The organism is Thioalkalivibrio nitratireducens DSM 14787, from assembly GCF_000321415.2.
GTDB lineage: Bacteria > Pseudomonadota > Gammaproteobacteria > Ectothiorhodospirales > Ectothiorhodospiraceae > Thioalkalivibrio > Thioalkalivibrio nitratireducens.
The window spans coordinates 2,545,758-2,569,512 of the sequence record NC_019902.2 but is presented as its reverse complement, the minus strand read 5'-3'; the positions used below and the strand labels follow the sequence as shown (position 1 = coordinate 2,569,512).

The 23,755-nt window shown below is 66.5% G+C and carries 19 protein-coding genes and 2 pseudogenes; 15 read left to right on the top strand and 6 right to left on the bottom strand.

What is annotated here, in order from left to right; genetic code table 11:
* Positions 1 to 35 precede the first annotated feature (35 nt).
* On the top strand, positions 36 to 374 hold the full coding sequence (locus tag TVNIR_RS11700; protein ID WP_015259244.1) for a P-II family nitrogen regulator: 339 nt from the start codon (positions 36 to 38) through the stop codon (positions 372 to 374).
* Between the two features lie 470 nt (positions 375 to 844).
* On the opposite strand, the gene TVNIR_RS11695 is transcribed toward TVNIR_RS11700, so the two are convergent.
* Positions 845 to 1,699 (bottom strand): outer membrane protein assembly factor BamD, encoded by an 855-nt coding sequence (locus tag TVNIR_RS11695; RefSeq protein WP_043739682.1) that lies wholly within the window; start codon positions 1,697 to 1,699, stop codon positions 845 to 847.
* Here TVNIR_RS11695 and rluD point away from each other — a divergent pair.
* From rluD to TVNIR_RS11675, 4 genes are all read left to right on the top strand, one after another.
* Positions 1,698 to 2,705 (top strand): 23S rRNA pseudouridine(1911/1915/1917) synthase RluD, encoded by a 1,008-nt coding sequence (gene rluD, locus TVNIR_RS11690; RefSeq protein WP_015259242.1) that lies wholly within the window; start codon positions 1,698 to 1,700, stop codon positions 2,703 to 2,705. The genes TVNIR_RS11695 and rluD overlap by 2 nt on opposite strands.
* Positions 2,706 to 2,770: 65 nt before the next feature.
* Complete coding sequence (gene pgeF / locus TVNIR_RS11685) at positions 2,771 to 3,514, top strand: peptidoglycan editing factor PgeF (protein WP_015259241.1); 744 nt, start codon at positions 2,771 to 2,773, stop codon at positions 3,512 to 3,514.
* Between the two features lie 387 nt (positions 3,515 to 3,901).
* Positions 3,902 to 6,469, top strand: a complete 2,568-nt coding sequence (gene clpB, locus TVNIR_RS11680; protein ID WP_043740605.1) for an ATP-dependent chaperone ClpB — start codon at positions 3,902 to 3,904, stop codon at positions 6,467 to 6,469.
* A 306-nt stretch (positions 6,470 to 6,775) separates the two neighbouring features.
* Complete coding sequence (locus TVNIR_RS11675; protein WP_015259239.1) at positions 6,776 to 7,063, top strand: hypothetical protein; 288 nt, start codon at positions 6,776 to 6,778, stop codon at positions 7,061 to 7,063.
* A 42-nt stretch (positions 7,064 to 7,105) separates the two neighbouring features.
* Here the strand turns inward: TVNIR_RS11675 and cydC are convergent, their stop codons facing one another.
* Positions 7,106 to 8,779: a thiol reductant ABC exporter subunit CydC gene (gene cydC, locus TVNIR_RS11670; protein ID WP_015259238.1), complete on the bottom strand. Its 1,674-nt coding sequence runs from the start codon at positions 8,777 to 8,779 to the stop codon at positions 7,106 to 7,108.
* The gene (gene cydD / locus TVNIR_RS11665) at positions 8,772 to 10,460 is read right to left on the bottom strand and encodes a thiol reductant ABC exporter subunit CydD (RefSeq protein ID WP_015259237.1); all 1,689 of its coding nucleotides are present in this window, start codon (positions 10,458 to 10,460) and stop codon (positions 8,772 to 8,774) included. Before cydD ends, cydC begins: the two co-directional genes overlap by 8 nt.
* A gap of 219 nt (positions 10,461 to 10,679) precedes the next feature.
* Here cydD and TVNIR_RS20760 point away from each other — a divergent pair, with 219 nt between their 5' ends.
* Positions 10,680 to 10,859, top strand: a complete 180-nt coding sequence (locus tag TVNIR_RS20760) for a hypothetical protein (protein ID WP_083499451.1) — start codon at positions 10,680 to 10,682, stop codon at positions 10,857 to 10,859.
* A gap of 86 nt (positions 10,860 to 10,945) precedes the next feature.
* Here the strand turns inward: TVNIR_RS20760 and cydB are convergent, their stop codons facing one another.
* Both cydB and TVNIR_RS11655 read right to left on the bottom strand, forming a co-directional pair.
* Positions 10,946 to 11,944, bottom strand: coding sequence for a cytochrome d ubiquinol oxidase subunit II (cydB, locus tag TVNIR_RS11660; RefSeq protein ID WP_015259235.1), 999 nt, complete (start codon positions 11,942 to 11,944; stop codon positions 10,946 to 10,948).
* Positions 11,945 to 11,959: 15 nt separating this feature from the next.
* Positions 11,960 to 13,360 carry a cytochrome ubiquinol oxidase subunit I gene (locus TVNIR_RS11655; RefSeq protein ID WP_015259234.1) on the bottom strand — a complete coding sequence of 467 codons (1,401 nt, stop codon included), beginning with the start codon at positions 13,358 to 13,360 and terminating at the stop codon, positions 11,960 to 11,962.
* Positions 13,361 to 13,552: 192 nt separating this feature from the next.
* On the opposite strand from TVNIR_RS11655, the gene TVNIR_RS11650 reads away from it, so the two are divergent.
* The 7 genes and pseudogenes from TVNIR_RS11650 to TVNIR_RS11615 all read left to right on the top strand — a co-directional run bounded on the left by TVNIR_RS11650 (position 13,553) and on the right by TVNIR_RS11615 (position 19,518).
* Entirely contained in the window at positions 13,553 to 13,753 is a 201-nt protein-coding gene (locus tag TVNIR_RS11650) for a (2Fe-2S)-binding protein (RefSeq protein WP_015259233.1), read from the top strand.
* 90 nt (positions 13,754 to 13,843) lie between these two features.
* Positions 13,844 to 14,320, top strand: a complete 477-nt coding sequence (gene bfr / locus TVNIR_RS11645) for a bacterioferritin (protein WP_015259232.1) — start codon at positions 13,844 to 13,846, stop codon at positions 14,318 to 14,320.
* Between the two features lie 31 nt (positions 14,321 to 14,351).
* Positions 14,352 to 15,304 (top strand): annotated as a pseudogene (locus TVNIR_RS21300) (energy transducer TonB).
* 37 nt (positions 15,305 to 15,341) lie between these two features.
* A complete protein-coding gene (locus TVNIR_RS11630) occupies positions 15,342 to 16,085 on the top strand; it encodes a MotA/TolQ/ExbB proton channel family protein (RefSeq protein WP_015259229.1) in 744 nt (247 codons plus the stop codon).
* A gap of 3 nt (positions 16,086 to 16,088) precedes the next feature.
* The gene (locus TVNIR_RS11625; RefSeq protein WP_015259228.1) at positions 16,089 to 16,502 is read left to right on the top strand and encodes an ExbD/TolR family protein; all 414 of its coding nucleotides are present in this window, start codon (positions 16,089 to 16,091) and stop codon (positions 16,500 to 16,502) included.
* Positions 16,502 to 16,705 carry a hemin uptake protein HemP gene (gene hemP, locus TVNIR_RS11620; RefSeq protein WP_015259227.1) on the top strand — a complete coding sequence of 68 codons (204 nt, stop codon included), beginning with the start codon at positions 16,502 to 16,504 and terminating at the stop codon, positions 16,703 to 16,705. The genes TVNIR_RS11625 and hemP overlap by 1 nt, the downstream gene beginning before the upstream one ends.
* A gap of 671 nt (positions 16,706 to 17,376) precedes the next feature.
* Positions 17,377 to 19,518 (top strand): TonB-dependent receptor family protein, encoded by a 2,142-nt coding sequence (locus TVNIR_RS11615; RefSeq protein WP_015259226.1) that lies wholly within the window; start codon positions 17,377 to 17,379, stop codon positions 19,516 to 19,518.
* A 285-nt stretch (positions 19,519 to 19,803) separates the two neighbouring features.
* Here the strand turns inward: TVNIR_RS11615 and TVNIR_RS11610 are convergent, their stop codons facing one another.
* Positions 19,804 to 22,008: a sensor domain-containing protein gene (locus tag TVNIR_RS11610; RefSeq protein ID WP_015259225.1), complete on the bottom strand. Its 2,205-nt coding sequence runs from the start codon at positions 22,006 to 22,008 to the stop codon at positions 19,804 to 19,806.
* A gap of 638 nt (positions 22,009 to 22,646) precedes the next feature.
* Between TVNIR_RS11610 and TVNIR_RS11605 the strand changes: the two genes are divergently transcribed.
* Both TVNIR_RS11605 and TVNIR_RS11600 read left to right on the top strand, forming a co-directional pair.
* Positions 22,647 to 22,931 (top strand): cupin domain-containing protein, encoded by a 285-nt coding sequence (locus TVNIR_RS11605; protein ID WP_015259224.1) that lies wholly within the window; start codon positions 22,647 to 22,649, stop codon positions 22,929 to 22,931.
* A gap of 242 nt (positions 22,932 to 23,173) precedes the next feature.
* Positions 23,174 to 23,735: pseudogene (locus TVNIR_RS11600) on the top strand (Uma2 family endonuclease).
* Positions 23,736 to 23,755: the final 20 nt, after the last annotated feature.

The window sequence follows — 23,755 nt, the reverse complement described above, 5'->3', positions numbered from 1 at the left end:
GCAACGCCACAGATTTCTTGTTTCCAGGAGAGACCATGAAGAAGATCGAAGCCATCATCAAGCCGTTCAAGCTCGAGGACGTGCGCGAGGCCCTGACCGAGATCGGCATCACCGGCATGACCGCCACCGAGGTGCAGGGCTTCGGGCGCCAGAAGGGCCATACCGAACTGTATCGGGGTGCGGAGTATGTGGTCGATTTCCTGCCCAAGGTGAAACTCGACCTCGTGGTCGACGACGACCGGGTGGAACGGTGCATCGAGGTGATCATCAAGGCGTCGCGCACCGGCAAGATCGGCGACGGCAAGATCTTCGTCAGCTCGGTGGACCGCGCGGTGCGGATTCGCACCGGTGAGGAAGGCAGCGAGGCGCTGTAGCTCCCCCAAGCGAATGGCAGCGCAGCGCCGGGGCTTCTTGGGCGGGCCGTTAGCGGGAAAATACACCGGCCCAGAATCGCATGCCTCTGATTCTTAATGACATTGTCATGAATTGGGGTGTCTCGCGGCCGATGGCATGAGAGTTAACGGGAAAGTCGCGGCCATGCCCGTGCCCCCGTAGGAGATTCTATGTCTGCGCGCAAGGGATTTTCGGTTCGTAGTCGGTCTGGTTTTTCATCAGGGCGAAGGCGACGCGGGCGCGCCTTGTCCCTCCACACCCCGACAAGCCTTTCTAGGCCTGCCAAGCGGAAACATACAAGCGCGCCTTGCACGCGACGCGCCGTAGGCGCGCACGGTGGCGACCCGATTCCCGATCGGATGCGTACCCCGTCTGCCCGGAGCACAGGCCGCCACGGGTTGCGGTGTCGCGACCTGTGCCGCGGCTCGGGCGGCGTGGCCGCGTGGAACCGTCAGTTGGCAAAGAACGGCAGGCGTTCGAGCCAGCGGCGTATGCCGCCGGGCTCGCCATCGACGGTGACCGGCCGACCGGCCCGCACTGCGGCGGCTTGTTCGGGGAAGTTCAGTTCCAGTACCGCCATCGTGTTGTCCGCGTGGTCATCGAGATCCAGCGCGCGGTAACTCTGGATCAGGATCGCGAGTGCCAGCGGCATCGACTCGGCCCCTTGGTAGTGTTCCACGACGTGGCGCGCGCGCTGCGCCGCGGCCACCCAGGCGTGGCGTTCCATATAGAACTGCGCCACGCGGACCTCGTGGTTGGCGAGGGCGTCGCGGATGAAGATCATGCGTTCGCGGGTATCATCGGTGTAGCGACTGTCCGGGAACTCGCGCAGCAGCCGGGCGAAATCATGGAAGGCCTGGTCCAACTGGCTGGTGTCCATCTCGGCCGGATCCATCGGAAACACGCGCGAGAGGAAGCCCCGGTCGCGGTTGAAGTTGATCAGACCGCGCAGATAGTACGCGTAGTCCAGGTGTGGGTGCCGTGGATTCAGCTGCACGAAGCGGTCCACCGCGGCCAGCGCGGCTTCCGGTTCCCCGGCCTTGTAGTAGGCGTACGGGATCTCGATTTGCGCCTGTTGGGCGAAGCGGCCGAAGGGAAAACGCGCCTCCAGCAGCTCGTAGTACTCGACCGCCTGCTGGTAATCGCCGCTTTCGAGCGCAGCCTTGGCCTCTCCGTACAACTGGCTGGCGGACCAGTTGCGTGTCGGATCCTGTTCCCAGCCTGCGCAGCCGGACAGGGTTATGATGGCGATCAGCGCGATCAACGAACGGGCCAGGGACACGGCGGAGCCTCGATTCCAGTACATGACTGCCGGATTCTACAACAACGAGCCTTCGGCCCGCGCCGATAGCGAGGTCCGCGAGCTACAGGCCGAGATCCCCGTCGATCTGGCAGGGATGCGGCTCGATGTGGCATTGGCCCGGGTGTTCGACGGTTACTCGCGGAACCAGCTCACCCAGTGGCTGAAGCAGGGCGCACTCACCGTCGATGGCGGCCAGCCGCGCCCGCGGGATGCGGTGCGCGGGGGCGAACGGGCACGGCTCCGGATTCCCGATACCCCGGCCTCCGAGGCGCAGCCCGAGGCGATCGCGCTCGACGTGGTCCATGCCGACGCCGCCATTCTCGTGATCAACAAACCCGCCGGGCTCGTGGTGCATCCCGCCGCGGGTCATCGGGAAGGGACGCTGGTCAATGCGCTGCTGCATCACGCCCCGGAACTCGCGGCGTTGCCGCGCGCAGGGATCGTGCACCGGCTGGACAAGGACACTACCGGCCTGCTGGTGGTGGCCCGCACGCCGGCGGCCCAGACCGCGCTGGTTCGGCAGCTGCAGCAACGCAGCATGCACCGCGAGTACCTGGCATTGGTGCAGGGCGTGCTGATCTCCGGCGGAGCCCTGGAAGCGCCGATCGGGCGCCATCCGGTGGATCGCAAGCGCATGGCGGTGGTTGCGGGTGGCAAGCCTGCGGTGACGCACTACCGGGTGCGGCACCGGCTGCGGGCGCACACCCTGGTCGAGGTGCGGCTGGACACTGGCCGTACCCACCAGATCCGGGTGCACATGGCGCAGGTTGGGCACCCCGTGGTCGGCGACCCGGTCTACGGCGGGCGGCCGCGCCCGGTACGCGACATGGAGCCGGCGGCCGCTCGGGCACTGGCAGCGTTCCGGCGGCAGGCGCTGCATGCCGCGGTGCTCGGGTTGCGGCACCCGGACACCGGCGCCGAGTGCCGTTTCGAGGCCCCGCTGCCGGCCGACTTCCAGACACTGCTGGATGCACTCGTCGCCGACGCGACACGGGCAGGGGGCGCGTAGGTGGCCGGCATGGTTGCGGCAGCCGATGCCCGGATTCGCCGGGCGCGGGATCGGGCGGGGACACCATGACCACGATCCCACTGATCATACCCGACTGGCCGCTGTCGCCGAACCTGCGTGCAGCGCAGACGACCCGCGCCGGCGGTGTCAGTGCCGGCCGCTGGAGTGCGTTGAACCTCGCCGGACATACCGGCGACGCACCGGAAGCCGTCGCGGCCAACCGGCGCCTGCTCGCCGATGCACTGGGGCTGCCGGTGCCTCCGGTCTGGCCCCGGCAGGTCCACGGTGCAGCCGTGGCCGACGCGTCGGACGTGCGGGATGGTGCAACCGAAGCGGATGCGGTCGTCGCCGGGTGGGCCGGGCAGGTCTGCAGTGTGCAGACGGCGGACTGCCTGCCGGTGCTGTTTGCGAGCCTGGACGGCCGCACGGTCGCTGCCGCGCACGCCGGTTGGCGCGGACTCGCCGCAGGCGTGCTGGAGGCCACCCTGCAGGCGATGGGTCATCCCCCGGGCGATGTGACCGCCTGGCTCGGACCGGCAATCGGCCCCGACGCATTCGAGGTCGGACCCGAGGTGCGCGCAGCTTTTCTGGCCGGCGATCCCGGTGCAGAGGCCGCGTTCCGGTCCGGAACCGGGGACCGCTGGTTCGCCGATATCTATCGGCTGGCCCGCCTGCGCCTGCAACACGCCGGCATCCGCGAGATCCACGGTGGCGGGCGCTGCACCTTCGCCGAATCCGACACCTTCTTCTCCTACCGCCGCGACGGCGTCTGCGGCCGCATGGCCACGCTGATCTGGCGCGTTTCCTGATCGGTGCGTCTGGCCTGGATGCCCCCCGGCGGCTCATGAAAGGATCGGTGGGCGCCGTGGGTCGTGCCGACGCAGGAGGCACACCCACCCGCGACCATGAAACAGGGGTAGGGCGGAAGAGGCCGAAGGCCGTCATCCGCCATTCCCGCGCCGGGGTTGCCGCGGGAGCGCTGCGAACGCCGCACGGCGGATGACGCTGCGCTCTTCCGCCCGACACGTCGCCCCCCGAGAAAAGCCGTGTGGCTTCACGTTAGAGGGGTGCCGATTCAGATGCCCCTGGCCTTCCGGGGCCAGCCAGCGCAGCGCCCGCGCACTTGAATATCGCGCGCATACCCCCACCTAAGGTGTCAGATCAGAGCTTTTCGCGAGGGGAACCCGTCCATGCGTATGGATCGACTGACCACGAAATTCCAGGAGGCCCTGGCCGACGCGCAGTCGCTGGCCGTCGGCCGCGACCACCAGTTCATCGAGCCGGTGCACGTGCTCGCCGCGCTGCTGAACCAGGAGGGCGGTACCGCAAGGCCGGTACTGGCCCAGGCCGGTGGCAACGTGAACCAACTGCGTTCGGCGCTCGACGACGCGCTCGGGCGTCTGCCACGGGTCGAGGGCACGCCCGGCGAGGTGCATGTCTCGAACGACCTGAACCGGCTGCTGAACGTGTCCGACAAGCTGGCCCAGCAGCGCAAGGACCAGTACATCTCCTCGGAGCTGTTCCTGCTCGCGGCGGTGCAGGACCGCGGCCCTGCGGCCGAAATCCTGAAACGGGCGGGCGTGACGCCGGGTGCGCTGGAGAAGGCGGTGGAGCAAATGCGCGGCGGCGCCAGTGTCGACGACCCCAGCGCCGAGGATACCCGCCAGGCTCTGGAGAAATACACCATCGACCTGACCGAGCGCGCCGAGCAGGGCAAGCTCGACCCGGTGATCGGCCGCGACGACGAGATTCGCCGCGCGGTTCAGGTACTGCAGCGGCGCACCAAGAACAACCCGGTATTGATCGGCGAACCCGGCGTCGGCAAGACCGCGATCGTCGAGGGACTCGCGCAGCGCATCATCAACGGCGAGGTGCCCGAGGGCCTGAAGGACAAGCGCGTGCTGGCGCTGGATCTCGGTGCATTGCTCGCCGGGGCCAAGTATCGCGGCGATTTCGAGGAGCGGCTGAAGTCGGTGTTGAAGGACCTCGCGAAGGAAGAGGGCCGGGTGATCCTGTTCATCGACGAACTGCACACGATGGTCGGCGCCGGCAAGGCCGAGGGCGCGATGGATGCGGGCAATATGCTGAAGCCGGCGCTGGCCCGCGGCGAGCTGCACTGCATCGGCGCGACCACGCTGGACGAGTACCGCAAATACATCGAGAAGGACGCGGCACTCGAGCGCCGCTTCCAGAAAGTGCTGGTCGACGAACCGACGCTGGAGGACACGATCGCGATCCTGCGCGGCCTGAAGGAGCGCTACGAGGTGCACCACGGGATCGAGATCACCGACCCGGCGATCGTCGCGGCGGCGCAGCTGTCGCAGCGCTATATCACCGATCGGCAGCTGCCGGACAAGGCGATCGACCTGGTCGACGAGGCCTCCTCGCGCATCCGCATGGAGATCGACTCCAAGCCCGAGGAGATGGACCGGCTCGATCGCCGGCTGATCCAGCTGAAGATCGAGCGCGAGGCGATGAAGAAGGAGACCGACGAGGCCTCGCGCAAGCGCCTGGACGCACTCGAGGACGAGATCGAGCGGCTCGAGCGCGAGTACTCGGATCTCGAGGAGATCTGGAAGTCCGAGAAGGCGGCGGTGACCGGCGCCGCGCAGATCAAGGAAGACCTCGAGCGCGCGCGCATGGAACTGGAGACCGCGCGCCGCGCCGGCGACCTGAACCGGATGTCGGAGTTGCAGTACGGGCGCATCCCCGAGCTGCAGAAGGCGCTCGAGCAGGCTGCGGAGCTGGAGACCCGCGAGACGCGTCTGCTGCGCAACAAGGTCACCGACGAGGAAGTCGCCGAAGTCGTTTCGCGATGGACCGGCATCCCGGTGTCCAAGATGCTCGAGGGCGAGAAGGACAAGCTGCTGCGCATGGAAGAGGCGGTCGGCCAACGCGTGGTCGGCCAGGACGAAGCGGTGCGTGCGGTCGCGAACGCGATCCGGCGCGCCCGTGCCGGGCTGTCGGATCCCAACCGTCCGAGCGGATCGTTCCTGTTCCTCGGCCCGACCGGTGTCGGCAAGACCGAGCTGACCAAGGCGCTGGCCGCGTTCCTGTTCGACACCGAGGACGCGATGGTCCGGATCGACATGTCCGAGTTCATGGAGAAGCACTCCGTCGCGCGGATGATCGGCGCGCCGCCGGGCTACGTCGGCTACGAAGAGGGCGGGTACCTGACCGAGGCGGTGCGGCGCAAGCCCTACTCGGTGATCCTGCTCGACGAGGTCGAGAAAGCCCACCCGGATGTGTTCAACGTATTGCTGCAGGTGCTCGACGACGGGCGCCTGACCGACGGCCATGGCCGCACCGTGGACTTCCGCAACACCGTGATCGTGATGACCTCGAACCTCGGGTCGCAGTTGATTCAGGAGATGGCGGGCGAGGAGCACTATGCCCAGATGAAGGCTGCGGTGATGGAGGTCGTCGGGAGCCATTTCCGGCCCGAGTTCATCAACCGCGTCGACGACGTGGTCGTATTCCACCCGCTGGGCCGCGAGCAGATCCGGGCGATCACCGACATCCAGCTGCGGCTGCTGCGCCAGCGGCTCGCCGAGCGCGACATCGCGTTCGAGGTCAGCGAGGCCGCGCTCGACCGGCTCGGCGAGGCCGGGTTCGACCCGGTCTACGGCGCCCGCCCGCTGAAGCGCGCGATCCAGCACCAGGTCGAGAACCCGCTGGCCCAGGCGCTGTTGTCGGGTCGCTTCTCGCCCGGCGACACCGTGCATGTCGATGTCGGCGAAGGCGGCTTGGTGTTTCGGCCGTGACCGGCCGGTACTCCAGCGGCGGATCGCGGCCTGTGGTTCCTTCCGCCTCGGGTCTCCGGTCACACCGGCCGTCGGGCTGACCGCACCTGAGGCGCGGTGCGCCCGGGTCAACCGACATGGCCCTGCGCCATCCTTGACGATGAGAGTCCTTCTCCCCCGCTAGCGGGGGAGCGCAGGGCAGCAGCGCGGCACAACCTGCGGCTGGGGTTCACGACGCGGTGAAGTCCCCTTTCCGCATCCCGGCTCTTGCCTGGCGGATCGATGCCGTAGTCTGATGCCCCTCCCAATCCAACGAAGGGATTCCCGATGAGCGACGATAGCCTGCAACTTTCCGGCGAATTGATCCAGAATCTCAGGAACGCGCTGACTACGGCCGACCCCCGCGCGAGCGAAACCGTGGTGGCGGTGCAGTACCTCGCGGCCGTGGTCGGGTATCTGGTGGCGCAGATGCCCGAGCCCGTCGAACAGCGCAAGGACTACCTCTCGGAACTCGGGCAGTTCATGCACTCGGTGTTCCTGGATGTCGAGAGCCGCAAGGGTGCGGCACCGCCTCCGCAGCAGGCCTCGGGTGTCTGGCGTCCCGGCGATGCCTGATCGGTCCGCGCGTCCGCGGGCAGCGGCGCCCGGCCGCCGGGCTCAGCCGCGCGGCGGCGCGATCTGCAGCCGGGGCCAGCTGCCGGGCAGCGTCTCGGGGGCATGGGTCACGATCACTACCCGCCGGGTTGCGAGCCAGGGCGCGATTCTCTGCAGCACGCGCTTTACGGTGCCGGGATCGAGGCTTGAGAACGGTTCGTCCAGCAGCATCACCGGCGTGTCGCGCAGCAGCAGGGCAGCCAGCGCCAGGCGCCGGGCCTGGCCTCCCGACAGCCGGCGGCCGCCCTCGCCAACCGCATAGTCCAGCCCGAAACCCTCGCGCCGAAGGGCCGTGGCGAGATCGACCGTCTCGAGCGCCTGCCAGAGGGTTTGATCCGGAAGATCCTGCCGGCCGAGGCGCAGGTTTTCGCCGATGCTCGCGTCCAGCAGCAACGTGTGCTGCGGCAGGTAGCCCACGGCGCGGTAGCGGGCGGCTTCCGGCCAGTCGCCGAGCCGCCGACCCGCGAGTCGTAACTCGCCGGTCAGCGGCTCCCGTTCGCCGGCCAGCGTCTCCAGCAGCGTGGTCTTGCCGACGCCGCTGCGGCCGTGGATCACCAGTGGGCGCCCGGGCTGGAGCACGAAGGACAGGCCGGCCACCAGCGGCCGGCCGGGGTCGAAGCCGATCGCCAGGTCCTGTGCCTCGAGTGTGCCATCGGGGGCTGGTGCCGGCCGATCGCTTGCAGGTTCCGGCGCGGGCGCAGAATCCTTCTCGTCGGCGGTGAGTCCGAGCTGCTGCAGGCGGCCCGCGGCCTGCAGGCTCTCGCCGACGCGCCACAGCGCGCCCGGCAAGGTGCTCAGCACCTCGTTCAGGCCCAGCGTCATCAGCGTCAGCAGCACCGCCACCGGCGCATCGATGCGGTCCTGCGCGTGCCAGTGCAGCGCCAGCCCGAGCATCGCCAGCGTGAGGGCCGCGACCAGCAGCTGCACCGCCTGGTCGGTCACGAACGCCACGCGCTCCTGGCGCCACAGGCGGGCCGCCTGGTCGTGTTCGAGCCGGTCGAGCAGCGCCCGCTGCCGGTCGATCCGGCGGTACGCGAGCAGTTCGGCGAGCCCGCCGAAGTAGTCGAGCAGCGCGACCCGCTGGCGACTGCGCTGCTCGATCAGCTCGCGCCCCTGCGCCTGCCCGGCGCGGGCGGCGGCAAGCGACGTGGCCAGTGTCAGCACCGCACCTGCGACCAGCAGCAGCGCAGCGGGCCATGGCGCCAGCCATGCCGCCAGCGCGGCGGCGGCAGCGATGGCGAGCACCGCCGCAACGAGGGGACCCGTGATGCGCAGGGGTACCGCGTCCAGCGTGTCGATGTCGGCGGTCAGGCGCTGCTGGAGATCGCCGCTGCGCAGCGCACGCTGGCGCGCGGCCGGAAGCCGGGCGATGGCGGCGAAGCTGCGTATGCGCAGATCGGCCAGCACGCGCAGCACGGCCTCGTGCCCGATCACCCGCTCGCCGTAGCGTGCCAGCGTGCGCAGCAGCGCGGCGGCACGGATGCCGGCGGACGGCGTGAACAGCTCCAGTCCGAGCAGCAGACCGGCCCCGGCCAATGCCGACGCGGTGATGAACCAGCCGGACAATGCCAGCAGGCCGATCCCGGCGGCCCAGGTCAGCGCGAGCAGCAGGTAGGCGGTACCGGTCCAGGCGCGGCGGCCGCGCAGTACGGTACGGAGGAACGACCACTCAGACACGCCGATCCTCGCACAGTTGCCCGGCCTCGAGCCGCAGGATGCGGGTCATCCGCCGGGCGACCTCGATCTGGTGGGTGGCCAGCAGCAGCGTGATGCCGCGTTCGCTCGCGTGCTGTAGCAGTCGCGCCAGGAGGTCTTCCGCGGTCTCCCGGTCCAGCGCGCTGGTCGGCTCGTCCAGCAGCCACAGGCGACTGCCGGAGAGCAGCGCCCGGGCCAGCGCCACGCGCTGCGCCTGCCCGCCGGAGATGCCGCGGCTGGCTTCGCCGATCGGCGTGTCCAGTCCAAGGGGCAGGGTCGGGTCGTGCACCGGCAGTCCCGCCGCCTGCAATGCCGTCGCGAGTTCGGCATCGGTCGCATCGGGGCCGGCAGCCAGATGCAGGTTCTCGCGCAGGCTGCCGTGGAACAGGTGGGCCCGCTGGCCGATCCAGGCAAACCGGGCAGCCGCCGGCGCGCGGATGACCGTGCCGCTGTCGGCCGCGACGAAGCCGGCGCACAGTGCCAGCAAGGTCGATTTGCCGCTGCCGCTGGGCCCGACGAGCCCGACGCGTTCGCCCGCGGCGATCTCGAGGTGCACGCCCTGCAGCGCGGGCGGGCCCTCGGAATCGTAGCGCACTCCGGCGCCTTCCAGGCGCAGCAGCGGCCCGGCAGCTGATGGCGCCGGCGGCTGCCCGCGCGCGGCCGGCTGCAGCAGCGGCGCCAGCGCCGAGGCCGCCGCGACGGCACCCGCTCGGTCGTGGTAGCTCTGCGCGAATTGCCGCAGCGGCTGGAAGTACTCGGGGGCGAGCAGCAGCACGAACAGGCCCGGGAACAGCGCGAGTTCGCCGGCCGGCCCGAACTCCAGGAACCCGAGCAGCGCGAACCCTACATAAATCGCGACCAGGCCGATTGCGACCGCGCTGAAGAACTCCATTACCGCGGAGGAGAGAAAGGCCACTCGCAGCACCCGCATGCTCAGGCGCCGGTAGCCATGCGCGGCGGTGGCCACTTCGGCCCGGGCGGCGTCCAGCGCGAGGCTGCGGCGCAACAGGTCGAGGTTACGGATGCGGTCCAGGAAGTGCCCGGCGAGCCGGTTCTGACGCTCCTGTTGCTCTTCGTGGATTTGCTGACTGCCCATGCCGATCAGGGCCATGAACACCGGGATCAGCGGTGCGGACAGGAGCAGCAGCAGCCCGGCGACCCAGTCCAGCGCAAAGGCGGTGGCCAGCAGCAACAGCGGCACTGCGAAAGCCAGCCCCAGTGCCGGCAGGTAGCGCGCGAAATACCCGCCAAGGGCGTCGACCTGTTCCTGGTAGCGGCTGGCCCAGGCGCCGGAATGCCCGCGCTGGCCGAGATGCACCGGGCCGATGCGGGTGGCGGTGCCGGCGAGGCGGGCACGCAGCTCGCCGCGGACCGCGAAGGCGAGACGCTGTCCGCTCCAGTCGCGCAGCGTCTGCAGCCCATAGCGCAGGACCGCCGCCGCCAGTGCCAGCCCAAGCCACGGCCAGGGGCCGGTTTGGCCCGGGGCGAACAGGCTCTGGTGGACCAGCCACGCGATGCTGCCGGCAAACGCGACGGTGGCGGCCGCCGCGCCGAGGCCGGCAAGCCAGGACAGGTGCAGCCAGCGCCGGTGCGCGCGGAGCAGGCCCCGCAGGAAGTCGCGGGGTGTCGGCGGTGTGGGGGAAGCAGGGGGTTCGGTCGGCATTGGAGCCGGGCGGTCACGCGCGGGTTTCGGATGTGGGTTGTGCGCCGGTCCCCTCCCAAACCCTCCCCCGCAAGCGGGACGGGGGTGAGGGGGGAGGGCGCTGCGTTAGGGAAGCGCTGATGGATGGGTGATCGTGGGGCGTGAGGCCTCTAGCCGCAAGCGTAACGTGAAAGAACCCGAGGTGGGGACGAGTCCCGTAGGGCGGAATAGCGCAGCGTCATCCGCCACACGGCGTTCGCAGTGCCCAGGCGCCCGCGGCATCCCGGGCGCCGGATGGCGGATGACGGCCTTCGGCCTTTTCCGCCCTACGCATCTTTCATCACCGGGGGTGGTCTCACGGGGCATGGAAGTCAACGTGAAATGATAGCCACGGAAGAACACGGAAATCACGGAAGATGAAACAAATCAAATCCTTATTTCCGTGTCTGTCCGTGCTTTCCGTGGCTCACCTTTTCATGTTGCAGGGTGGCCGCTGGCCATGAGAGCTAGTGATACCCCGCGTCGGCGCGGACCTTGCCCCGGAATACATAGTAGGTCCAGGCCGAGTACATCAGCACGAAGGGAATCACGAACAGTAGCCCGATCAGCAGGAACAGCTGGCTCTCCGGCGCCGAGGCGGCGTCGTGGAACGTGTAGTTCGGCGGGACCACGTACGGCCACTTGCTGAACAGCAGGCCGGCGTAGAACAACGCGAACAGGCCGATCGTGGCGATAAACGGCGTGGCTTCGTAGCAGCAGCTCAGCGAACGCCAAAGGCCAGCGGCGACCAGTACCGTGGCCAGCGGCAGCAGCCACAGCCAGGTCAGGTTGTGGAACCAGCGGCCGCGCACGTATTCGTCGGCCAGCGGCGTCCACAGGCTGACGATCACGAAGAACACCATCATCGCCGCCAGCAGCCGGTAGGCCCAGCGCCGTGCCCACTGCTGCGTCTCGCCGTCGGTCTTCAGCAGCAGCCAGGTCGCGCCGAGCAGTCCGTAGCCGACGACCATGCCGAGGCCGGTCATCACGGTGAACGGGGTCAACCAGTCGAGCGGCCCGCCCACATAGCGGAAATTCTCGGTCTCGAAGCCCTGGATGAACGTGCCTACGACCGCGCCCTGGGCGAAGGTCGCGACCAGCGAGCCACCGAAGAACGCCCAGTTCCAGAAGGCTCGCCGGCCGGGCGCGGACTTGAAGCGGAACTCGAACGCGACGCCGCGGAAGATCAGCCCCGCGAGCATCAGGAACACGCCGATGTACAGCGCCGGCAGGAATACCGTGTAGACCAGCGGGAATGCCGCCAGCAGGCCCGCCCCGCCCAGCACCAGCCAGGTCTCGTTGCCGTCCCAGACCGGGGCGACCGAGTTCATCAGGATGTCCCGGTCCTGCTCGCTGCGTGCGAACGGAAAGAGGATGCCGACACCGAGGTCGAACCCGTCGGTCAGCACATACATCAGCACGCCGAAGCCGATGATCAGTACCCAGAGATAGGTGAAATCAAACATGCCGCATTCTCCCTGTCAAAGCCCGGCCGATGAATCGAGCGGAGTGTCCGCCGCCGACAGCGGCCGCTTCGGGTGTCCCTGCGGGTCCTGTTGCTCTTCGTCGGTTTCCGGCATGCCCTTGCGCACGATTCGGGTCAGATAGTAGATCCCCGCGGTGAAAACCACCGCGTAGACGAGGATGTAGCCGATCAGCGTGAACAGGGCCATGCCACCGGTCAGCGCCGGCGTCAGGCCATCCTGCACCGTGATCACGCCGTAGAGCACATACGGCTGGCGTCCAACCTCGGTCACGAACCAGCCGGCCAGCACCGCCACGAATGGCAGCGGAATCATCCAGGTCAGCAGGCGCAGGTAGCCGCGGCTGTCGAGCAGGCGGCGCCGGTATAGCAGCCACGCGCCCCATAGTGCAGCCACAATCATCAATAGGCCGATCGCAACCATGATCCGGAAGGTCCAGAATACGATGCCGACCGGCGGACGTTCTTCCGCGGACCATTCCTTCAACCCCTGGACTTCGCCGTCCCACTCGTGGGTCAGGATCAGGCTCGCCAGTTTCGGGATTCCGATCTCGAAACGGTTGGTCTCGTTGGCGGCGTCGGGGATCGCGAACAGTAGCAGCGGTAGTCCCTCCTGGGTCTCCCAGGCACCCTCCATCGCCGCGACCTTCGCGGGCTGGTGCTCCAGCGTGTTCAGGCCGTGGAAGTCGCCGATCACGAGCTGGGCCGGAGCGGCGATCGCGAGCATCACCAGCGTCATCTTCAGTGCCCGCTTGCTGGCGGTGACCGCGTGTCCGCGCAGCAGGTACCAGGCGGAGATGCCCGCGACCACGAAGCCGCCGGTCAGCAGTGAGGCGATGGCCATGTGCACAAAGCGGTAGCCGAACGACGGATTGAAGATCGCCTCCAGCCAGCTCGTCACGTGCACGATGCCATCACGAAACTCGAAGCCTGCGGGCGTTTGCATCCACGAGTTCGCGGACAGGATCCAGAACGACGAGATGAAAGTGCCGAGCGCGACCATCACCGCGGCGAACAGATGCACGCCGGGCGGTACCTTCTTGCGGCCGAACAGCAGCACACCGAGGAACGCCGCTTCGAGGAAGAACGCGGTTACGACCTCATAGGCCAGCACCGGTCCGAGGAAATTGGCTGTGCGGTAGGAGAACTCGCTCCAGTTCGTGCCGAACTGGAATGCCATCACCAGCCCGGACACGACACCCATGCCGAAGACCACCGCGAATACCTTGATCCAGAACTGCGACAGGCGGGCCCAGTGATCATCGCCGGTACGGTAGGCGATCGCCTCGAGTAGCGCGATGTAGGTGGCGAGCCCGATGGTGAAGACCGGAAAGATCGCGTGGAAAGACACGACGAACGCGAACTGGATACGGGAGAGGAGTAGGGGATCGAATTCCATGACGCTTCCTGGGGTTGGCGGGTTCCAGCAGCCTGAGTGTAGGTGCGAATGCAGCGCTCTGCATGAGTATATAGGTACATGGCGAATCAGTTGAAGGGCGGCTACGCATTTGGGTGCAGGGAACGGTGTTGCAAACGATTCGCGTTACCAATATGATTGGTGGCCATCGTTCACCGGATGGGGTTGTGCCCGATGTACGTATGTGTCTGCAAGGCCGTTCGCGAGCAGGAAATCCTGTCCCTGGCGGATCTGGAATCGGGGCTGCGGATGCGCGATCTTCGCGAACGTCTTGGCGTATGCTCCGAATGCGGCAAATGCGGAGAACGGGCGCTGGGCCTGCTGCGCAGCCGCGGCCGGTCCTGCTGCGAGACGGGGCAGCAACTAAAGGCCTGAGGCCTCTCTGCCCGGCTTCGACAGGCTGGCGTTCATTGCGAGTAGAAGCCCGGACACACAGACACGACAATTCCCGAGGAGGACGACCAAATGAAGGGTGATTCCGATGTTCTGCGCTACTTGAACCTGGCGCTGAAGAACGAACTGACGGCCATTAACCAGTATTTCCTGCATGCGCGGATGTTCCGCGACTGGGGCCTGAAGAAACTCGACGAGTACGAGTACGGCGAGTCGATCGACGAGATGAAGCATGCCGATTCGCTGATCAACCGGATCCTGTTTCTGGAAGGCCTGCCCAACCTGCAGGATCTCGGGACACTGCGGATCGGCGAGAACACGAAGGAGATCCTGGAATGCGACCTGGCCATGGAGCAGGAAGCGATTCCTCTGCTTCGGGAGGCGATCGCCCACTGTGAAAAGGTGCAGGACTACGTGACCCGAGACCTGCTCCAGAGCATCCTCAACAGCGAGGAGGAGCATGTCGACTGGCTGGAGACCAACCTGGCCCTGATCGAGCGGGTTGGTCTCCAGAACTACGAACAAAGTCAGATGGGCAGCGCTGGCTGAGCGCCGCTGGCCATGCCCACCCCAATCCGTTATGCCGATTACCGACCTTCCCGCATCCCACGCGCCGCGCCGTTCGCGGCTAGCGCTCGGGATTCTTGCGAGCCTCGCGTTGCACGGGGCCGCGGTGGGCGGTCTGGTCGTTTGGCAGGCGAGCCAGGCGACCCTCGATCTCGGACGCGGGGGCATGCAGGCAAGCTGGATCGAGCTGGGGGACCTGACGCTTCCCCCGGCTCCTCCCGAGGATCTGCCGACCACTGACGAAATCGATAACGCACAACTCGGTTCCGAGCCGGAACCCGAGCCGGAACCCGAGCCGGAGCCGGAGCCCGAGCCGGAACCCGAGCCGGAACCCGAGCCGGAACCCGAGCCGGAACCCGAGCCGAAGCCGGAGCCGGAGCCGGAGCCGGAGCCGGAGCCCGAGCCGCGGAACCCGAGCCGGAACCCGAGCCGGAACCCGAGCCGGAACCCGAGCCGGAACCCGAGCCTGAGCCGGAACCCAAGCCTGAGCCGGAACCCGAGCCTGAGCCGGAACCCGAGCCTGAGCCGGAACCCGAGCCCGAGTCCAAGCCCGAGTCAATGCCGCGATCCGAACCGCGTACGCAGAGGCAGCAAGTCGCCACGCCCGAAGAGACTGCGGTCGCAGGGCCCAACGTGGCCGAAGAGCCGGTGCCCGTGGAGAGACTGGGTGAGGCCGACGAACCCTTTGAGGAGCCGGGTTTCGGCGCGGCCTACCTGAACAATCCGCCGCCGGAGTACCCGCGCCTCTCGCAGCGCCGGCGCGAGGAAGGGACGGTGTTGCTGTGGGTTGCGGTCGGAGCCGACGGGCGGCCGGTTTCCTGGCGGGTGGAGAAAAGCAGCGGACACGAACGGCTGGACAACGCGGCACTGGCCGCGGTCGAAGGCTGGCGGTTCGAGCCGGCGAGGCGGGGCACGCGCCCGGTGGCCGGATCGGTGATCGTGCCGATGGAATTCCGTCTGCGGTGAACGACTGAACACGACAACGCCCCGAGGGGCCGATCTTATGACCGAACTCGACATTTTCTATGTCTTTCAGCACGGCGATGTCGTACTGATCGGCGTCTTCCTGACCCTGCTCGTGCTGTCGATCGCGACCTGGGCGATCGCTGCAACCAAGGGTCTGAGCCTGATCGAGACACGTCGGGCGAACCGGCGCTTTCTGCAGGCATTCTGGAATGCGGGGAGCACTCGCGCCCTCCGTGATGCGGTTTTCGACAACCGCGGTCCGCTCGCCGAAATGGCGCGCGACGGCTGGCACGCGGTGGAAACCTATCCGGGTCGCCACGACACCAGTCCGAAGGGCGAACAGCGCCTGGACGATCACATGATCCGCATGATCCGGCAGTCGATGGATCGGCAGCAGTTGCGTCTGCAGGCCGGGCAGACGCTGCTGGCCTCGGTGGGCAGTCTGGCACCGTTCATCGGTCTGTTCGGAACAGTATGGGGCATTCACAACGCGCTGATCGAACTTTCGATCATGGAGAGCGTGTCGATGGATCTGGTTGCGGGTCCGCTGGGCGAGGCGTTGGTCGCGACCGCGGCGGGCCTTGCCGCGGCGATCCCCGCGGTCGCGTTCTTCAATATCTTCAACCGGTTCAACCGGCTGATGCAGCAGGACTTCGAGGCGTTTGCCCACGACCTGCACGCGTTTCTGATGCACTCCGATTACGCACCAGGGTTACACGGGCGGCGGATCGAGCAGCCGCTCCCCGCCAGCGACACGCGGCCATCGGCCGAGGGGGCCTGAGCCATGTCTTTCGGACGCCTGGGCGACACCAATGAGCCGATGTCGGAGATGAACGTGATCCCGCTGGTCGACGTGATGCTGGTGCTGCTGGTGATCTTCATCGTCACCGCGCCGGTGATTACGCATTCGGTGCAACTCGAACTGCCGCGCGCCAGCAGTGCGCCCAGCGAACAGACCATCGACAGCGTCACGCTCGCGCTGGATGCCGCGGGACAGTTGTACTGGGACAACGCCCCGATCGACCAGACGGTACTGGTTGGGCGCCTGCAGGAGGCGGTAGCGGCCAATCCGGACTTGGCGGTCTATCTGCGCGCCGACCGCGACACCCGTTACGAGGCGCTCGCCCGGATCATGGCCGACGCCCGCCGGGCCGGCGTCGCACGCCTCGGCTTCGTCTCGCAGCCGGAGGCGCAGTGATGGCAACGGACTCTGAGAACAATGGCCGGATACGCCGAACCGGCAACGACCAGACGCTGCACGCTGGAGGTTCGGGCCGGCCGATTCCCACCACGCGCAGCGACGTATTGCTAGGCTCGGCGCGGCAGCTCCGTATCGAGCACGAGGGCGAGTGGTATGTGCTGCGGCAGACCAACCGGAACAAATTGATCCTGACCAAGTAGTCCGTCGAACCCGACTCGGACGGGCTACGCGAACCCGGTTCCCCGCGTCGGCCGCATCCTGGTCAACGGCATCACATCGGCGAGGGCCGGAGGGGGTAAATTGATGCCTGATTATCACGGAAGCTCCGCAAGCTGGACTGGGCCATCTTCGAAACCAGCATCATCGCGAGGAGCGAAGCCTTTAGCCGCGAGCGCAGCGTGGCGGGACGTGGCGATCCAAACGGCGTTAGTCCTCCCCGCGCCGCCTGGATTACTCGCTGCGCTCGCCCTTCGGGCCAGCCTGTGGCTGTTCAATGCGCTATGCGCATTAGTGCCGCGCTACGCTCGCAATGACGACCGATGCCGCACGGCGTCGCACTCGCTGCGGAGTTTCGTGATAATCAGGTAGTTCGTTATCAGGCCCGCTCACTCTACCGACCCCAAACAATCTGCGAACGGGGTTGAAAATCGTTCGCATTCGCGATACCGTATGCTACACCCTTCGGGTGACCTCCAGTAGAAGCTGATCCTGACCAAAAAGAACCAGCGTTACATTGCCCGGGGTTATCGCCACGGCACCCGCCAGCCAGGGGACCTGTTCCCTCAGCCAGCCATTTTTTAGTTGTCATTTGAACTGCGGCATCTCACCGGTCGTGGAGGTGCGTTGTCGTGCACATTGAAGGGAGAAAGAAATGGCTCGCAAGACGATATTGGGGCGGCGCTCGGGTGTTGCCCAGATGCCGGTTCGTACCGGGAAGCTCGCACTGGCCGTTGCCGTGGCGATTTCCGGAATGGCTGGCACCGGGACTGTGAAGGCTGAAGAGTCCGATGCCGCTTCCGAAGAAAGGGCTTCGGTCGTGCTGCCACGGATCGACGTGGTGGCGCCGGGCCTTACCGACGTATCCGCAACACCCGGGGCGGTGACGATCGTAACCGAAGACGAGATCAAGGAGACCCGCCCGCGTTCCACCGAGGACGTGTTGCGCCGAGTGCCCGGCATGTACATCAAGCGCGAGGACGACAGCGCGATCGTCACCAACTACGGAGTGCGCGGTATCCCCGCCGATCAGTACAAGACGACGGTGCTGGAGGATGGTGTGCCGGTGCAGCCGGGCATCTTCGTCGGCAACCAGCGTTACTACAATCCGCGTGTTCAGCGCATGGACGGTGTCGAGATCCTCAGAGGCGCCGCTTCGCTCCGCTACGGCCCGGCCAGCAGTGGCGGTGTGATCAACTACCAGACCAGGACCCCGGACGATGGCCTCGCCGTCACCGGCACGGTGGGCTCGTGGAACACGCGCGAGGTGACCGTCGAGGCGGGGGGGAGTTCGCCTTCCGGCGACGCGCTGTTTGGTCTCGTCGTGACCGATGCCAGCAGCGATGGCTGGATGGACAAGGAATGGGACATGACGGATGTCATGATCAAGGTTGGCAGCGCCATCGGCGACAACCAGTTTCTCGGCGCGAAATTCTCCTACTACGAAAACGACGCCGCCATTTCGTATCGCGGCTATTTCCAGGACGCGTTCGACGCAGGCGCGACTTTCAACCCCGCGCCGGATGACCGCTTCGAGACCGAGCGCACGGCCTTCGACGTCAACCACGAGTGGGATATCAATCCCGATATGCGCCTGAAGACGGTGGCGTACTGGATGGAGACGAGTCGTGACTACTGGCGGTTCAATGTGGACGGTACCACCACCAATGCGGATGGCCATACCGTATGGAACTTTACCGACATCCTGGAGGGGCGGAACCGGGACTTCGAACGGATCGGGGTGGACTCTCGTTTGTTCCTGAACCACTCGGCATTCGGGATCAACAACACGGCGGAATTCGGCCTGCGCTATATGGAAGAGGAGATGCATGACACGAGGCCCCGAGCCACCCGGGCCGCACCCCGCAGCCCGATTGCCGTGGACGGCCAGGGACTGCGCCGAGACCGCCTTGACTCGGCCAAGAGCTGGGCAGGCTTTGCGGAGAACCGTTTCGACGTCACCGATCAGCTGTCGGTGACGGCGGGTTTGCGCGTAGAGACCTACGAGCAGAAGCGGAAGGATCGGCAGACGGGCGGTCCTGCGGATACGTTCTCCAATACCGAATTCTTGCCGGGTCTTGGGGCCACCTATCAGCTGAACCCGGCCTTGCAGTTCTATGGGAGCGTATACCGCGCCTTTCAGCCGCCCGTGGTCGGCAGTGTAATCGGAGCCGATGACGCGCCTACCGATGCTGAAACGTCCGTGAATCTCGAGTTGGGCATGCGGGGTGCCACCGGGCCGTGGAACTACGAAGCGGCGGCGTTCCAGATGGACTTCTCCAACCAGGTCGATCCCGGTATCTCGGGAATTCGCAATCCCAACGAGGGAAGTGCGCTGATTCAGGGGTTGGAAGCTGCTATGGGGTATGACCTTCCAGCAGGGTTCCGTCTGGATGGCAATGTCACCTGGGTTCCCACTGCTGAATTTCGTGAGGATCGCGTGGGAGGTATCGCTGCGGGGAATCGCCTGCCGTACTCGCCGGAGTGGGTTGCCAATGTCGCACTGTCGTATGAGCAAGGTCCGCTGAAGACGGCCTTGATGTACAACTACACCGGCTCGGTCTTTGGTACGGGCGATAACCGGCGGGAGATTGATCCGGAGAACCACGGTTTTTCGGGTCTGGTGCCCAGCCACTACACCGTGGATCTGACGGCGAGCTATGACTTCAATCCCCGTTTCGCCGTATTCGGTGCGGTCAAGAATCTCACGGACGAGCGTTACATCGCCGGGTTGCGTCAGGGCATCTATGCCGGACCCGAGCGCAGTTTCGAGATTGGGGCAAGATACGAGTTCTAGCCCTGGGTAAACGCGGATTCACCCGTCAGCGCGAGGCACGCCGCGTCATCCGTCGTTCCGCGTTTGCACTGCCCCGGTGCCTGAGGCAGGCCCGGCGTGGGAACGGCGGATGACGTCCTTCGGCCCCCTGTGCCCGGAGTATGGGTCGCATCGCAACCCTCGGTGCCAAAAGGCCGCTTTCTGGAGTGGGTATCGGCTGATACAGAAGGCATCAACGCTGGTGGTGTTTCACCGCCCGGTGTCGGGGCTTCACGGCCTTCACACGGGTGCGCGTTGTGACGACCGTCAGTCGGCGGTCACGCGCATGGAAGACAGCGTCGCTGTGCGTTCGAGCCAGGCTTCCGCGGGCTCCGGCCTTCCATAGAAATGTCCCTGGTGGACAGCCCTCGCCCGGGAATTCAGGAACGCGGCCTGTTCGGCGGTTTCCACGCCTTCGGCCACCACCGTGAGCCCCAGATCCTTCGCCACGTTCAGTATCGTTTCCACCAGTGCGGCGTCTTCTGGGTCGGTGGGGGCATCCTGGATGAAGCCCTTGTCGATCTTCAGTTCATGGATTGGCAGCCGCTTGAGGTAGGACAGCGACGAGTAGCCGGTGCCGAAATCGTCCACCGAGAAATGGATGCCGAGCTCCTGGAGCGCCGACATTCGGGCAATCACGTCGTCGAAGTTGTCGATCATCAGGCCCTCGGTCACTTCCATCGTCAGTGAATGACCGTCGATCCCTGTCGCCGCGATCAGATCACGCACCCAGGGTACGAAATGCGCTTCTTTGAAATGCCTGGGGCTGATATTCACGGCGATGCGGAGAGGGCGGCCCCGGGCCTTCTCGCGGGCGATCAGCTCGCATGTCTCGGTGAGCACCCAGACGCCGATCTCGACGATCAGGTCGGATTCCTCCGCCACCGGTATGAATGCATTCGGTAGCAGCAGGCCGCGCCCGGGGTGTTGCCACCGGACCAACGCCTCGAAGCCCACGATCTGCCCTTCGGCATCGACCTGCGGCTGAAGGAACAGGCGAAGCTGCCCGGCAGGGATTCCCTCGCGCAGTTCCCGTTCCAGGTGGAAACGCAGCTGCGCCACTTCCCCCATGCCGGCTTCGAAGAATGCGCTCTGGTTTCCGCCCGCACGCTTGGCTTTGTGCAGGGCGGTATCGGCACGGCGCAGGATTTCCTGCGGCGTGTCGCGCGCCGATGCGTTGGACCCGATGCGCGGGACAGCATCCTCGGGCCATAGAGTGATGCCGATGCTGGCAGTGATATTGACTACGTCCTGGTCCAGCGTGAACGGATGGCGCAGGGCGAGATGTATCTTCTCCGCTACCGAGAACGCGCTGCGGCTGGCGCTGCCCTGCTCCGGATCCAGGTTCTGCAGCAGAATCGCGAATTCGTCGGCACCGAGCCGGGCCACCGTGTCGCTCTCTCGGACCAGGGTGTCGAGACGCCGTGCGACGGCCTTCAGCAGCAGGTCGCCGGAGGCCTGTCCGCGGGCCTCGTTCAGAATCTTGAAACGATCGATGTTGCACAGGATCAACGCCGATCGCTGCGGATGGCGGGAACTGCTGGCCAGCGTCTGGGCCAGCCGGTCCATCAGCAGACTGCGATTCGGGAGTTCGGTCAGCCGGTCGTAGTTCGCGAGCCGGTGTACCTCCGCCTCGGCGTGCTTGAGTTCCGAGATGTCCTGCTTCAGTGCCAGAAAGTGGCTGATACGGCCGTTGTGGTCGCGCACCGGGGCAAGCGTGGCGAGTTCGGTGTACTCGTGCCCGTGCTTGTTTCGGTTGATCAGTTCCCCGCGCCAGATCTGCCCGCTGGTGACGGTGTCCCACATCTTTCGATAGGTCTCGGGCGGGGTGCGGCCCGACTGAAACACGCGCGGGTTGGCTCCGAGCAGTTCGACGCGCGAGTAGCCGGACTTGTTTACGCAGGCCTGGTTCACGTACTTGATGCGACCGTCGAGGTCCGTGATCACGATGCTCTCGGGGCTCTGGTCGACCGCCAGCGAAAGCTGGCGCAGCTGCGCCTCTGCGGCCTTGCGTTCGGAGATGTCGCTGAATGCGACCACCGCGCCGGTCACGTGGCCCGCCTCCACCATCGGGGTTACGATCATGTCAGCGGGAAACCCGGTACCATCCTTGCGCAGGAGCCAGCCCTCTTCATGACGGGTGCGGCCGTCCCGGACCGTCTGAAAGACCGAGGATTCCTCCCGGGCACAGGGCTGCCCGTCGGCGCACTGGTAGTGGAACAGGGTGTGCGGATCGCGCCCGATCACCTCCTCCTGGGTGAATCCCAGCATCTTCAGTGCTGCCGGGTTTACGAAAGTGCATTCGAAGTCGGCGTTGGTGCCGTACACGCCCTCGCCCAGCGCTGCGAACACGGCCCTTTGCCGAGATTCGCCGGCGGCAAGACGGTTTCCCTGCGAGCGCAGTTGCCGGTTGCTGCTGTACAGGACCATCACCGCCACGAGCAGTACCAGCACCAGTCCTGCGATGGCCACTGGGCGCAGTTCGTGCAGCTGCGATCCTGGAATGTTAGTACCGCCAGACGAAGCCGTCCGTACTGAAGGCGGGAGACTGGCCGCAGGCGAGGAATCTGTGGGACGCACGGGAATCTCTGCCAGACCCGGCAGCTGCGTCTTCGCCGCAAGGCCAGGATCTGCGGCAGGCGCAGGCCCGGCGACCGAGAGGATTCCGGCCGGTCCCAGGGCGAGAAGAATCCCGAGTGCTAGTGCGAAACACCGGTGTCTGTACATGGAAAGAAGTGCCTCGGGACGGGGCTATGCCAAGTATCTTTTTACCATTTTTTTCTTGGTTCTTGGACTCGACTTCTCAAAGGTCACTTTAACGTCCAGGACACGACGATCGCGGCGCAGCTTCATCCTCCTTTCGGCGTTCGCAGTGTCCCGGTGCCTGTTGCACCGATGACCTCGCATGATGCGCAGGTCGCTCCTGGTCCATGGCGCGGGTTCCGATCCGCCGGGGTCTCTCGACGCCCGCGGCACGGCCGGAGGGAGGGCGCGGGGACGGACGCGCCGAGGGGCGGCTTCCGCATTTTCCCCACCGGGCGCGGCAGACTTGGTCCTCGCCCCCCGGACGCGGCAACATGACGCGCAATCGCCACAGACAGGAGCGGGGCATGAACGACCAGGAAATCTTCTTCGAACGCAATCCGTCCCCAGCCAAGCTGGATGTCCTCGGCGTACCGGGCTGGCCCTACTGGAGCAAGGAGGCATCGACATTCCGGTGGACCTACGACCGTACCGAGGTCTGCTACCTGCTGGAGGGGCGGGTCACGGTGACACCGGACGGCGGCCGGCCGCAGACCTTCGAGCGCGGTGACCTGATCACCTTCCCGAAAGGCATGTCCTGTACCTGGGAGATCCACGAGGATCTGGAGAAGCAGTACACGTTCAAGGACTGAGGAAGGGATTCAAGGCCCGCTCCCCGAGCGGGATGGGCCGATACCGCAAGTCCACCGTCCCGGCCGCCAAGGCGTGTGGGCGAGCGCGCTTCTCGTTGCCCACCCCGCGTCCTCGGCAGCGTAGGCGCGGGGGCTGGCGACCCCACGCCGGCCGAAGGTCCGATCGCGGGTTCCGCGTTGGTGCCCCTGGTGCGCCCGGGGTAGCCTTGACGTAGCCGTTTTCGAGCAAGCACGAGGCAGCCATGAACGCACCCGCGACCCGCGCTTCAACCTACGAGGATCTGCTCCAGGTCCCGGAGAACCTCGTTGCGGAGATCATCCACGGGCAACTGGGCACGCATCCGCGTCCGGCACCGCGCCATGCGGTTGCCAGTTCCGCGCTGGGCATCGAGGTGGGTGGGCCGTTCGACAGGGGCCGCGGCGGCCCCGGTGGCTGGTGGATCCTGGACGGGCCGGAACTCCACCTCGGGCCGCATGTGCTGGTCCCCGGCCTCGCGGGCTGGCGCCGGGAACGTCTTCCGACCCTGCCGGAAACGGCCTGGTTCGAACGGCCACCGGACTGGATCTGCGAGGTGCTCTCACCGTCGACCGCCCGCGTCGACCGGGTGGAAAAGCTACCGATCTATGCCGGCGCCGGGGTGCGCCACGCCTGGCTGATCGATCCCGACCTGCGCACGCTCGAGGCCTTCGAGAACCAAGACGGCCGCTTGGCTGCTGCTCGGGGTGCAAGAGAATGACAATGCCATCCAGCTTCCGCCGTTCGACGCGATTTCGTTTCCGCTGAACGCACTCTGGGCCGACTGACCCGGGTGGGCACGGGCGGC

Bases quoted from the DNA above. Each gene is read 5' to 3' on its own strand.
- TVNIR_RS11700 (WP_015259244.1), top strand. From the start codon at position 36: ATGAAGAAGATCGAAGCCATCATCAAGCCGTTCAAGCTCGAGGACGTG.
- rluD (WP_015259242.1), top strand. From the start codon at position 1,698: ATGACTGCCGGATTCTACAACAACGAGCCTTCGGCCCGCGCCGATAGC.
- TVNIR_RS11695 (WP_043739682.1), bottom strand. From the start codon at position 1,699: ATGTACTGGAATCGAGGCTCCGCCGTGTCCCTGGCCCGTTCGTTGATC.
- pgeF (WP_015259241.1), top strand. From the start codon at position 2,771: ATGACCACGATCCCACTGATCATACCCGACTGGCCGCTGTCGCCGAAC.
- clpB (WP_043740605.1), top strand. From the start codon at position 3,902: ATGGATCGACTGACCACGAAATTCCAGGAGGCCCTGGCCGACGCGCAG.
- TVNIR_RS11675 (WP_015259239.1), top strand. From the start codon at position 6,776: ATGAGCGACGATAGCCTGCAACTTTCCGGCGAATTGATCCAGAATCTC.
- cydD (WP_015259237.1), bottom strand. From the start codon at position 10,460: ATGCCGACCGAACCCCCTGCTTCCCCCACACCGCCGACACCCCGCGAC.
- cydB (WP_015259235.1), bottom strand. From the start codon at position 11,944: ATGTTTGATTTCACCTATCTCTGGGTACTGATCATCGGCTTCGGCGTG.
- TVNIR_RS11655 (WP_015259234.1), bottom strand. From the start codon at position 13,360: ATGGAATTCGATCCCCTACTCCTCTCCCGTATCCAGTTCGCGTTCGTC.
- TVNIR_RS11650 (WP_015259233.1), top strand. From the start codon at position 13,553: ATGTACGTATGTGTCTGCAAGGCCGTTCGCGAGCAGGAAATCCTGTCC.
- bfr (WP_015259232.1), top strand. From the start codon at position 13,844: ATGAAGGGTGATTCCGATGTTCTGCGCTACTTGAACCTGGCGCTGAAG.
- TVNIR_RS11630 (WP_015259229.1), top strand. From the start codon at position 15,342: ATGACCGAACTCGACATTTTCTATGTCTTTCAGCACGGCGATGTCGTA.
- TVNIR_RS11625 (WP_015259228.1), top strand. From the start codon at position 16,089: ATGTCTTTCGGACGCCTGGGCGACACCAATGAGCCGATGTCGGAGATG.
- hemP (WP_015259227.1), top strand. From the start codon at position 16,502: ATGGCAACGGACTCTGAGAACAATGGCCGGATACGCCGAACCGGCAAC.
- TVNIR_RS11615 (WP_015259226.1), top strand. From the start codon at position 17,377: ATGGCTCGCAAGACGATATTGGGGCGGCGCTCGGGTGTTGCCCAGATG.
- TVNIR_RS11605 (WP_015259224.1), top strand. From the start codon at position 22,647: ATGAACGACCAGGAAATCTTCTTCGAACGCAATCCGTCCCCAGCCAAG.